At 35.7% G+C, this 12787-nt stretch carries 7 protein-coding genes; 2 read left to right on the top strand and 5 right to left on the bottom strand.

All coding sequences use genetic code 11. The features are described from left to right. Positions 1 to 119: 119 nt before the first annotated feature. On the top strand, positions 120 to 4049 hold the full coding sequence (locus tag PQ463_RS00185) for a starch-binding protein (protein WP_274255752.1): 3930 nt from the start codon (positions 120 to 122) through the stop codon (positions 4047 to 4049). Between the two features lie 64 nt (positions 4050 to 4113). On the opposite strand, the gene PQ463_RS00180 is transcribed toward PQ463_RS00185, so the two are convergent. The 4 genes from PQ463_RS00180 to PQ463_RS00165 form a co-directional block, all read right to left on the bottom strand. Continuing rightward, positions 4114 to 5208 carry a DUF695 domain-containing protein gene (locus tag PQ463_RS00180; protein ID WP_274255751.1) on the bottom strand — a complete coding sequence of 365 codons (1095 nt, stop codon included), beginning with the start codon at positions 5206 to 5208 and terminating at the stop codon, positions 4114 to 4116. Between the two features lie 261 nt (positions 5209 to 5469). Then, complete coding sequence (locus PQ463_RS00175) at positions 5470 to 5922, bottom strand: hypothetical protein (protein ID WP_274255750.1); 453 nt, start codon at positions 5920 to 5922, stop codon at positions 5470 to 5472. Positions 5923 to 5971: 49 nt separating this feature from the next. Next, on the bottom strand, positions 5972 to 7903 hold the full coding sequence (locus tag PQ463_RS00170; protein WP_274255749.1) for an amino acid permease: 1932 nt from the start codon (positions 7901 to 7903) through the stop codon (positions 5972 to 5974). Positions 7904 to 8309: 406 nt separating this feature from the next. Further along, positions 8310 to 11216: an FAD-binding and (Fe-S)-binding domain-containing protein gene (locus PQ463_RS00165; RefSeq protein ID WP_274255748.1), complete on the bottom strand. Its 2907-nt coding sequence runs from the start codon at positions 11214 to 11216 to the stop codon at positions 8310 to 8312. A gap of 622 nt (positions 11217 to 11838) precedes the next feature. On the opposite strand from PQ463_RS00165, the gene PQ463_RS00160 reads away from it, so the two are divergent. Continuing rightward, on the top strand, positions 11839 to 12072 hold the full coding sequence (locus PQ463_RS00160) for a hypothetical protein (RefSeq protein ID WP_274255747.1): 234 nt from the start codon (positions 11839 to 11841) through the stop codon (positions 12070 to 12072). 205 nt (positions 12073 to 12277) lie between these two features. Here the strand turns inward: PQ463_RS00160 and PQ463_RS00155 are convergent, their stop codons facing one another. Continuing rightward, positions 12278 to 12736 carry a hypothetical protein gene (locus tag PQ463_RS00155; protein ID WP_008462041.1) on the bottom strand — a complete coding sequence of 153 codons (459 nt, stop codon included), beginning with the start codon at positions 12734 to 12736 and terminating at the stop codon, positions 12278 to 12280. Between the last annotated feature and the right edge of the window lie 51 nt (positions 12737 to 12787).

The following is a 12787-nucleotide window of genomic DNA, read 5'->3' as shown; positions in this document are numbered from 1 at the left end:
ATAAAGTTTTAAACACTAAAACGTTGTAGTAATTGAATTTCAAATCATTAGATATTTTAAGTGTTAATAAAATATACTTTTATCAGAAATTTAACCATTTAACCAACTAAACTGAAATTATGAAAAAAAACCTACTCTTGTTTTATGCCTTGTGCATTCCCTTTGCTTTTATGCAAGCACAAGTGCATACTTCTTACTTATGGCATCTGCATCAACCGACTTATTGGGGTGATCTAAGTAAGAAAAATCCAAATCGATATCAAATCGTAAAAGAATCTCAAGATTTGAAAGTCTCGGGTGCCAATAACGACAAAAACGGATTGGCTCACCCAACAAACAATCTTGAAGAAATTTTTGGAGCAGGCGATCGGGTTGCCGCTTATCAATTTGCTCCAAAAAATGCTATTAATTCTATTCGTGATTTAAGCAAAGCTGGAGCACAAATAACCTATGGTGGCTCTTTGATGGAAAACGTTAATGAATTGGCACAAGCAAATCAATGGGGCTATTCGAATTCTTGGACACAGAATATCAAAGACGCAAAAGCTTGGAAAACTTCTGGCGGATTTTCTCGAATGGAGGTAGTTTCTTTTACAATGCATCATGCGCTTTCTCCTTTGTTAAGCGATGAGGCTTTGAAGAAAGAAATAAAAGCGCATCAATATTATAGCGCTCAATTATTTGGAACTCATGATTCTAAAGGATATTGGCCTGCTGAATGTGCTTTTTCTGAAAGAATTATAAAAACTTTAGCTGAATGTGGTATTGAATGGTCTGTAATTGCCAACAGCCATTTATCAAGAACTTTGGCCGACTACCCTATAAAATATGGCTCTGGCGGAAGCATGTGTGATCTTCCAAACAAAGCAGATCAAGTAGAAACTCTTGGAGGAACTTGGTTCTCTGCTCAAAAAGATGCCCGTGGCGGACAGTTTGCCGTACCTTATTCTTATCTTCCTTATAAAGCCAAATACGTTGATCCTGAAACTGCTCAAGAATATAAAATCACTGTAGTTCCAATGGCTGATTACGAAAGTTACGAAGATGGATATGCTGCAATAGGCACTTCATTAATTGCTCCAATTGTGGCAAAAGCATCGACTTCGCCAAGACCACCATTGGTATTATTTGCTCATGATGGCGATAATGCTTGGGGCGGCGGATCGTCTTATTACAACGAATCGGTGACGGGATTTTCTCATGCATCATCTGCTAATGGAAACATTGCAACTACAATTCCACAATATTTATATGATAATCCTGTTCCAGAATCGGCGGTTGTACACGTTGAAGATGGCGCATGGGTAAACGCAGATGGAGATTTTGGACATCCGCAGTTCACCAATTGGCTTTGGCCTTTCTTTGATCCGGTTACCAAAAAATTCAATCCAAATGGCTGGACTGAAGATATGATGAATCAAGCGATAACAACTGCAGGAGAAAATCATGCAATTATGGCTGAGCAATTGGAAGGCAATAACCTAAGAATGAGCGAAATTGTAAACCCAACTTCTGCAGTAAGCCCTGCTGAAAAAGCATGGCACTTTTTAATGGCTGGCTATGACAGTGGAAATGCTTATTATGGGCTAGCTGAAGATTTAGAAATAAAAACCACTCTTGCTGTTAATAGATGCGTGCAATTTGCAAAACCTACTTTAGATGCGCATCCAGGAGTTGATGCAACAAAACCATCTGTTTTTATTCCGCAGCGCTGGCCTTATAATCCTGGTGAAAAAGGATATGGAGCGCCTTATGCGTATAAAGATTTCTTAAACTCTGCCGATTTTACCGTATATACTTTTGCTTATGATGTGAGCGGAATTGAAAGGGCAGAATTAAAATATAGAATTGATGTTGACGGAAAAAACAATCTGAATTCCAATCAAAATGAAACTTATGCTGGCGGAAGCGAAGTAGGTAGCTGGATAACGTTGCCTATGGCTGAAAGAGTTTTCCCGAAAGGAAATGTTACCAATAATCCGCAAGCCGATTTATACATGCTTCCAGATGTAATTGCAAATCAATACTCCGCTGAAATTGCTGGAATATCAGAAAAATTATTAGACTATTATGTCGAAGTGACCGATAAAAAAGGAAATACCACTAAATCTAAAATTCAACACGTTTGGGTGGGGAAAAACCTTGATGTTGCTCCTAAAATTGCTTTTACACCAGATGCTGGAAATTCGACCACAGCCATAGATGTAACTATTACAGCAACAGACAGCACAGATCCAAAACCAAAATTATATTACACTATTGACGGTTCTACTCCAACGACAGCTTCGACAGTTGTGGAGTCGACAAAAACAATCAACATTACGCAAACTACAACAATTAAAGCTTTTGCAGTAGATAAAGACGGCAATCAATCTGATATTGTCACCAAAACGTATACGATTGGAGCACTTCCAGAATTTACTGTTTATTTTAAAAAACCATCTAACTGGAACTCTGCCGTAAAAATTTATTATTGGTCACCAACGGGAACAGCTCCTGCGGTAACTTATCCTGGAGTTGCAATGACTCAAGATTGCGGAGATTGGTATAAATATACGTTCCCGTCGACAGTAAGCGCTTCAAATTTATTGTTTAATGATGGTTCTCTAAAAACAGGCGATTTAAGTTCGACTAGTGGAATCAAATTTTATGATAACGGTTGGTTAAGTGCTGAACCAGCAAACAGATGTCCTTCTGTTGCGCCAGATTTCACATTCTCGCAAGCGGGTGGAAATTTCACTACAGGGACCACTTTAAATCTAACGCTAACAGCAAACGAAAGCACTTCTGTAATTTATTATACTCTTGATGGAACAAATCCTACTACAGCTTCTGCTTCTGCAGTGGGTTCAAAAGCAATTACAATAACTAGCACAACGACACTCAAAGCTTTTGTTAAGAATGCTGCGGGAGTTAGTTCTGCCATAAAAACAGAAACCTATACTTTTAGTACTCCTGCTGCTTTTACGGTTTATTTTAAGAAACCATTCAATTGGGGTTCTTCAGTTAAAATTTACTATTGGTCGCCAACAGGAACTGCTCCTGTAGTAACTTATCCAGGAGTTGCAATGACGCAAGATTGTGGAGATTGGTATAAATATACTTTTCCGTCAACAGTAAGTGCTTCAAATTTATTGTTTAATGATGGAAACCTAAAAACAGGAGATTTAAGCACTACAGCAGGAATTAAATATTACGATTCTGGCTGGCTAAGTGCAGAACCTGCAAACAGATGTCCTGTTATTGCTCCAGATTTTACCAATTCTAAACCAGGAGGAACATTTGCAACCGGAACGACTGTCAATGTTGTTTTAACCGCAAACGAAACGTCTTCTACTCTATATTATACTTTAGACGGTACAACTCCTACTACAAGCTCTGCATCGGCAATTGGCAGTAAATCTTTTGCTTTTACTGCTAATACAACTTTAAAAGCTTTTGTTGTCAATACATCTGGAGTTTCATCAGCTGTAAAAACAGAAACTTACACTTTTACTGCAGTTCCAACACTTACAGTATATTTTAAACCTCCAACAACTTGGACTACTGCTCCAAAAGTATATTATTGGAATGCTGTCCCATCAGGAAGTGTGGCTAATGCTACTTGGCCAGGTGTAACAATGACAGCTGATACAAACGGTTTTTATAAATACACCATCACTGGACCAACATCAATCAATCTTATTTTCAACAATGGTTCTAGCGGTTCTGCAAATCAAACTGCCGATTTATTAAGTAAAACTGATGGTTACTCGTACACATGGGGAGCAAGTACGGCAAAAACGGCAATTAATGTAGCTACTAAAGAAGAAGCGCAGGAAACCTATGCTGTTCGTTTATACCCTAATCCGGTAGATCAGACACTTCTTGTAAATTCAACTGTTGCAATAAGCAATTACACTATTATTTCTGCACAAGGAAGTATTGTTCAGGAAGGAAAATCGAATACAAGCAGTATTGATGTAAGCCGTTTAAGCTCTGGATTGTATTTTATTACCATCCGTTTAGAAAATGGCGCAGAAACAATGCAAAAGATTGTAAAAAAATAAATCTATTAAATTATTATTTCAATAAAAAAGCCGTTCTGAATAATTCCAGAACGGCTTTTGCAATTTATCTCGGCTCAAAATGTCTAAACGACTGCCAGTATTTATCTTTATAAAGTTCGTAGCTTATTTCAAAAACACCATTGTATTTTTTAATTAACTCGTCAGCAATTTTGGCAGGTTTTCTAAAGTCCTTGCAAGCAAAAAAGATTTCTCTTTTATTGTTTGCCGTTTCTCTTCCGATATTTAAATAACCTTCAGAATCTGGTAAACTATAGATGATTTCTTCTTCGATTTCCTCTAAAAGCTTGTATGTCTTTTCATCTGGCAATCCGCCATTATCGCAATCATCAAAAGGAATTCCTAGTATAAAAACCCAAGGATGAGACGCTTTTTTATCCCACTCAATAATTGTGGTATTGATCAAAGCCAAAACTATTGAACCATCTTGCTTTTTACCTTCAAAATTGGCATAACTGTCATTCTCTGTATGATGTCGTGTCCCTTCGTATTTCTCAACAAATTCTTTCTCTCTCCAAATTAAATAATCTTTTAATTTTTCTATCGGAATTAATTCTTCAGAAACATTTTCTGGACCTGTAACAACCAAATTATCAATTAAAGTTACAGAATGCAGTTCTCCCAAATAATTATCTAGAAAAATATACACTCCGTTAGCTATATTAGACTTTTTCTCTTCAACAAAGTGATCATAAACAATTACCAGATCTATTTCGTCTGGATACCCCTCATGAATGCGAGGATAAAATTTCAGGTTTTCTTTACTGAACTCAAAATCCTGATACGTAATACCTATATTGTTGATATCTGAAGCTGGCTTTAGAGCTGTAAATTTCCAACCGTCAATTTTAGGAGCATTGGCAACTAATTCTTCAATTGCGTAAATGTTTCTAATTGCCCCGTCTGGCGTTAAAACTAATTCGGCTGTCTGATCGTCATACATTCCTGTAAGGAAATAAATTCCTTCATGAATCTCATCCAGTTTTGGAGCTAGTTTATCAAAAAAACCTTGGTGTATATTTTCTCCGCTTTGAACGGTTTTAAAAAACGCTTTTTCATTTCCTGAAAACCAATTCCAGAAATCATTATAAGATTGTATTGGCGCTTCTTTTTTGCCCAATATTTTATCTAGAAAACTCATGTATTACTAATTAAATTTAAAATTTGACTAGAAACAAACTTAAGGAAAAGCGCTTTTAAAACATAGGAATATTTCTATAAAATATCAAAAATGCAAAAAGCCGTTCTGACGTACTCAGAACGGCTTTTTAACTTATATTTTATTAACGTTTTGGCGCTACATGATGTTTAGGATTAAAGATATGCGCGTTTTCTAAGTATAAAACTATATTTAAATTCAGCCGAATACCCAAATCTCATGTAAAGGTGGTTGGTAACACATTTATCTATCTCGCAATTTGGGATTCACGATTTCTTGACATTGGTTAAAACTTGCTTTATATTTTAATATGTTTATTATTTCAGCATTATCAATATTGATTTTATTATTCAGCATGACAATTCTAGAAAGAAGTTTCGTTGCTTCTCCGTTATTTTCTTTTGGAATATTTTTATTTACCCAATTTTGTATTTTCTGGTCATTTACATTTTCTTCGCCAAATACAAACTCACGCAATTGATTATTTTTGTTGGCTATTGAAGAGAGTTTTTCAATTTTATTTTTCATTTCAATAAAATCCTCACTAGCAACGTACTTATCATAAAGAATTATTGCCCTTTTAAATTCAACTTGTGTTAAAGTTCTTCCATCAGCAGAATCATCCTCTACATCAGCCATTATTTGAGCATGAAGAAAATTTGTAAAAAAAAGGATAAAATAAAAGATATTTTTCATTTTCATGTTTTTAGATAAATGTTTATTTGCTTTATCACTAACTCTTAACTTATAACTTCTCCAAATTAAGTTTACTATTTTTTCGGCTGTAGCCAAAATAAATCAGTAATCCGATTAGTAACCAAACTGTAAAATAAATCCAGTTCCAAACACTTAATTCGGCCATCATATACAGACAGCAAATTAATCCTAAAAGCGGAATTAAAGACAGATTTTTTCTAAAAGCCCAAACAGCTAATCCAACTAAAACAAACAAGAATATCCACATCGGAATTTTGTGTTTGAATAAGCTAAATCCTGATTCATATTTTGCAGAATCAGCAATTGGAAGGCCTTTTACCACCTCAACATATTTGGCTTCATCATCTTGATATTGTCCTAATAAATGTTCTAAATCTGATGTTTCAGCAGTTTTATTGTTTACTTCTATACTTTCTAGGTATTTAAAAACCTGCTCTGATTCTGATTTATCTAAAGAAGTAACAATTGAAGTTGCATCGTAAATCTGTGGATCATTATTAATAAACGCCATTGTCGCTTTATTGTTGAAAGCAAAAGCATAATACAAGCCCGCAATCATTAAAACTGGCAGAATATATTTTGAATTGATATAAGGTGTTTTGAATTTCCCTCTCGGAATTTCTGGTTTGTTTTGCAATACTAAAACTCCTGCGCAAACTAAAACAAAAGCGAATAAAGTTCCGATACTGCATAAATCGGTCACCATTGTAAGATTTAAGAATAGTGCTGGAATTGCTACAACAAATCCTGTTACAATTGTAGCGAAAGAAGGTGTTTTGAATTTTGGGTGAACAGTAGAGAATTTCTTTGGAAGTAATCCGTCACGGCTCATACTCATCCAGATACGAGGCTGTCCCATTTGAAAAACCAATAAAACACTTGCCATCGCCACTACTGCACTAACAGCAATGATTCCCGACATCCATTTCAAGTCTAATTTATCGAATACAAATGCAAGAGGATCACCCACATTTAATTCATGATACTGTACCATTCCTGTTAAAACTAACGCAATAGCAATGTATAAAAGTGTACAAATAATAATGGCCCACATCATGCCACGCGGTAAATCTCTCTGAGGATTTTTACATTCTTCAGCAGTTGTTGAAATAGCATCAAAACCAATATAAGCAAAGAATACAGCCGAAACTCCTTTTAAAACACCACTAACACCGTTTGGTGCAAACGGATCCCAGTTTGCTGTATCTACATAAAAAACCCCAACTGCAATTACTAAAAGAACCACACAAAGTTTTACCACAACCATTAAGTTGCTCGCATTACGAGATTCTTTCATTCCTCTATAAACCAATGCTGTAATCAAAATAATAATGAATAAAGCTGGTATATCGGTCACAAAATGGAAAGATCCTATTGTTGGCGCTGTTGTCCAAGCGGTATGTGCTTGTTGTAAAGCAACACTTAAATTTTCAAATGATTTTCCGCCTCTCATTAAAGCTTCTGCATCTTTAAATCCGTTTGAAGCAGTTAAGTAATCCATCTGGATCCATTGCGGCAAATGAATTCCGCCACTCTGGAGAAGTCCCGTAAAATAGTCACTCCACGATATGGCAACGGTTATATTTCCAACGGCATATTCCATGATTAAAGCCCAACCGATAATCCAGGCAATTAATTCTCCAAAAGCTACATAAGAGTACGTGTATGCACTTCCTGAAACTGGAACCATAGAAGCAAATTCTGCGTAAGCAAAAGCAGCAAAACTACACGCCAAAGCAGTAAATAAGAATAAGAAAATTACAGCTGGACCACCATCTGCACTGGCTTTTCCGATGGTGCTAAAAATTCCCGCTCCAACAATCGCCGCTATTCCAAAAGCCGTTAAATCCCTAGTTGTCAAATGTTTCCCTAAGGCATTATGACCGTCTGTTTCGTTCTGTGCAACCTGCTTCAGAATATCCTGTACTGTTTTCTTTCGGAATAAACTTGAAAATGCCATATAATGTTTTACTGTTATAAATTAATTTAATTCAATTCTTTTTGTTTTATTTTGCAAATAATGCAAAAATTATCCTGATTTCAAATATATAAAACGATTTTGTTTTCGATGAAGTTTTTTTTGCCACGAATTACGCTAATTTCTCGAATTATTTTTTTCTGCCACAGATTAAAATGATTAACACAGATTTTTTTAAAATATTTATTTCACGCAGATTTAAAAAGATTTAAGCTGATGTTCGCAGATTATTTTTTAACAAAAATCTAAATTAAATCTGCTCAATCTGCCAAATCTGCGTGAAACAAAATCATTCTAATCTTAATAATCTGTGGCTAAACGTAAAATAAAAAATCCGTATTAATCCGCGTTTTCACGAAGTGAATCCGTTTCATCAGCGTACCATTTCTCAACGCAAACAGTTTCTCAAAATACTAACTGGATGTTGTGCCTCACGTTTTGTTCCATCATAAATTTGATGACGACAGCTTGTTCCTGCAGCAGCTATTTTTACATTTTCAGCAGTGTTGCGTACTTTTGGAAAAAGCGTGTCCTCTCCCATTTGCATACTTACTTGATAATGTTCTTTCTCATAACCAAAAGAACCTGCCATACCACAGCAACCCGAATTATAAATCGTAACGGTATTATTTTTAGGAAGATTCAGCATGGCAAAAGTCGCTTCAACCGAACTCAAAGATTTCTGGTGACAATGTCCGTGAATTTTAATTTCTTTGGTTTCTTCTGAGAATGAATCTGAAGTTATTTTTCCGTCTATGATTTCTTTTTTGAAGAATTCTTCAATCGTAAAAACATTTTGAGATAACTTTTCAGCCGCTTCTTTATTATCGGCTAAACGAAGATATTCATCTCTAAAAGTTAAAATCGCCGAAGGTTCAATTCCTATTAAAGGTGAGTTTCCTAAAACCAAATCTTTAAAAACACTTACATTATGATCGGCAATTTTCTTCGCCTCCTCCAAAAATCCTTTTGAAAGATAGGTTCTTCCGCTTTCTTCATGATCCACAACCAAAACCTGATAGCCTAATTTCGTCAATAATTCGAAAGCATCGATTCCGATATTTACATCATAATAATTCGTGAATTCATCTACAAACAAATACAATCTTCCATTAGGAAAATCAGTTGCTGTAGGTTTATTGTTTTGATACCATTTTCTAAAAGTCTTTTTCGCCAAAAGCGGAACTTGTCTTTCTGGCGCAATTCCCATTGTTTTTTTTACCAATGACTGATTCGAAATAAAATTCGTAATCGACGGGAATTTGCTTCCCATTTTGTTCAATTTTGCGTTGTTGGCAAAAATCTTATTTCTAGTCGAGAAACCGTTTGCTTTTTGATATTGATACAAAAATTCGGCTTTTAGAGTGGCAACGTCAACATTACTCGGACATTCGCTCGCGCAAGCTTTACAGCTTACACACAACTCAAAAACTTCATATAATTCTTTCTGGTCAAATTTGTTTTCTTTTTCAGAATACGTTAAATATTCGCGTAAAGCATTTGCACGTGCACGAGTCGTTTCTTTCTCATTTCTGGTCGCACGATAACTCGGACACATCGCTCCGCCTGCCGATGGCATTTTTCTACAATCGCCAGAACCGTTACATTTTTCGGCTGCGCGCAAAATTCCTAAACTGTCTGAGAAATCCTGAAACGTTTTAATATCTGGTTCTACTCTTCCTGAAACTACACGATGATTTTCGTCCATTTTCAAGGCATTGACAATCTTCCCAATATTTAAAACCGAATTCGGGTCAAACGCCAATTTGATTCTTTTCAACAATTCGTAATTCTTATCGCCAATCATAAACGGGATAAACTCACCGCGCACAATTCCGTCGCCGTGTTCACCGCTTAGCGAACCTCTATATTTTTTTACCAAATGCGCTACTTCGGTCGCAATGGTTCTAAATAATTTTAGATCTTCCGTTTTCTTCAGATTCAAAACGGGACGCAAATGCAATTCTCCCGCACCGGCATGCGCATAATAAATCGCTTCCTGTCCGTGACGCAACATCATCGCCGAAAACTCAGCAATATAAGCTGGTAAATCGCTTAATTCTACCGCTGTATCTTCAATAGAATCGGCAGCTTTATCGTCGCCTACAATACTTCCTAAAAGTCCGAGACCTGCTTTTCTAAGTTCATTGGCTTTGTCAATATCAGCTCCAAATAATTTAACGCTAGCATATCCAAAATTGTGTTTCTCCAAATCGGCAATTAAAGCATTCGCTTGATTTTCGGCATCTTCTAAAGTATGTGAAGCCACTTCAAACAGCATAATCGCTTTCGGTTCTCCAACCAAAAAGAAACGGTTTTTAATATGTTCACGATTCGTTTTGGTACAATCCAAAATCGTATCGTCAATCATTTCGCAAGTGTACAAATGATGTTTCATTGCCACGACAACAGATTCTAACGATTCCTGAATCGTGCGATAATGCGCCACAACCATAATACTGTGAGGTGGTGGCAGATCGTCAACTTTTAAAGTAATTTCGGTTGTAAAAGCCAAAGTTCCTTCGCTTCCGCAAAGCAGTTTTCCAAGATTTATAGTTGGTTCGGTTCCGCCAAAGATTTCTGATTTTAGCAAAATATCAACAGCATAACCCGTATTTCGTCTGTGAATTTCTGGTTTTGGAAATTCCTTTATAATTTCTTCCTGATTTTCTTTTACCGAAAGTTCGTCGTAAACGCTTTTATAGATTTTATTCTCTAAAGAATCACCTTTGGTTTTCTCGATAAATTCTGCCGAAGTCAATTCGCCAAAAGCTACTTCTGTTCCATCGCTTAAAATCGCTTTAACTTCCGCAATTTTATCGCGTGTAACGCCATAACGAATCGAAGTGGTTCCAGATGAGTTATTTCCCACCATTCCGCCAATCATCGCGCGGTTTGAAGTTGATGTAATTGGAGCAAAAAATACGCCGTAAGGTTTTAGATATAAGTTCAATTCATCGCGAATAACACCAGGCTGAACCGTAACCGTTTTTTTCTCGGCATTGTAACCTAATATTTTGGTAAAATGTTTCGAAACATCAACCACAAGTCCGTCACCAACTGCTTGTCCTGCAAGTGAAGTTCCTGCAGTTCTTGGTGTAATCGAAATATTATGCTGTGCAGCAAAGCGAATTAACTTACTAATATCTGCTGTAGATTTAGGCAAAGCCACCGCATTTGGCCGAATCCGATACACCGATGCATCTGTCGAATAAAGTGTTTTATGAAGATCATCGTATAAAAGTGTGCCTTCGAGTTCGCTAGCTAATTGCTCTAAATCCTTAAGTATTGACATTCTTGCTTTCTTTATGAAGTACAAAAATAGGGATTTTTTTAGGTTCAAAGGCTCAGAGTTACAAAGTGACAAAGGTTTTCTTTGAGATCGTTTTTGAATTGGAATTTGGGATTTCTTTTTTGGAATTTTAATTAGAAGCTATTTCCTGCTGTCCGCTATATCTTTTGTGGTGAACCCCACCACAAAAGGATGCCGCTCCCATCAGGGCTAGGGCACTTGGTTTCATGAGAAGTAATTTGGTAAACATTTACACAACAAATTCCCCCAATCTTGTCATTTCGACGGAGGAGACCCGAGCGATAGCGAATAGGCGAAGCAAATCTTCGCAAGAAACTCCGCAACAGTGCGTGCTCAGCATACGAAGATTTCTCGTTCCTCGAAATGACAAACTGCGTGGAAATCTCACTGAGTTTATCATTTTTCAAATTATCGTTCTATATATACCAATTAGAGACGATTTACCACAACAATTAGTATTGCTCCTTAATAATAAATGTAATATTTTTCTTCTTTAAGTGTTTTTTAATATCTTTACAGTCCTAAACACAAAGAATAAACTAATATAAACTTACCCTGAAGTGAACAGTAAACTTCAAGGGTTATTATTCTAAAATTTAGGAATATGATTAACAACACTCTTTCCAAGGAAACCGAAATCAAGCGTTTGAATTTCTTCAGCGACAGAATCGATCCTGTTGAAATGGCAAAGACTTTAAGGCAGGTAAATTTTACACTCGCTTTATGTGTTTTGAGCGAACATGAAACATTTCAAAGCGAAATCATCAAATTAAGAGACAGCTTTTACTGGCTCAATGAATTAGCCGAAACTTTAAATCCTTATTTGGAGTTGGAGTAGAATTTTAAGAGTAAACCCTCGGTTTTTGAAATCGAGGGTTTGCTTTTAGTAAGCGATAAACTTTGTGGGCACGAGCGAGACGCTCGCGCTAGCAGATGCCTACAAAATATCTCTTTTTCAGCTTATTATTGCGTCCAATCTTTGCCGGCAGAGATTACAAATCAGCGCTATCGAGTTCACATCTTTAAATCTTCATTTAAAAAAATTACATTTGATCAAATAAGTCAATTAAAGCAAATATTGTAGCAAGCATATGTGCAGGTCTTTCCGAATCTTTAAAATCACCATCCACAATAGAAAATCTTAGAATTTTAGCATTACCATTATTAAAAACAGATAAAATCTTAATAAAATTCGAAATTTCGGGCTTAATATATTGTTCATATTCTTTTGGTAATTTTTCCTCATCAACTTCCCATTTATAGGTATAATGATTACGCATTAAGTTATTTAAATTGTCATGATAATTATATTCATTTATTTCTTTTATTATATCTAAATCATTTTCGACATCTAATTTAATTTTAACTTTGCCATATCTATCTGCACTTCTTTTATATATTTCTTTTTCTCCAAATAAAGGCAATTTTGACGTATCTATTTTTTTTAATAATTTATCGCTTATTTTAGCGTAAAGACTTCCTGGAATAATTTCAACATCCATAATCCTAATTTTATATTGATAATTTGTACAATCACTTGTATTAGCAACATC

The organism is Flavobacterium sp. KACC 22763, assembly GCF_028736155.1.
Classification (GTDB): Bacteria; Bacteroidota; Bacteroidia; order Flavobacteriales; family Flavobacteriaceae; genus Flavobacterium.
This window is presented reverse-complemented; position numbering and strand designations above follow the sequence as displayed.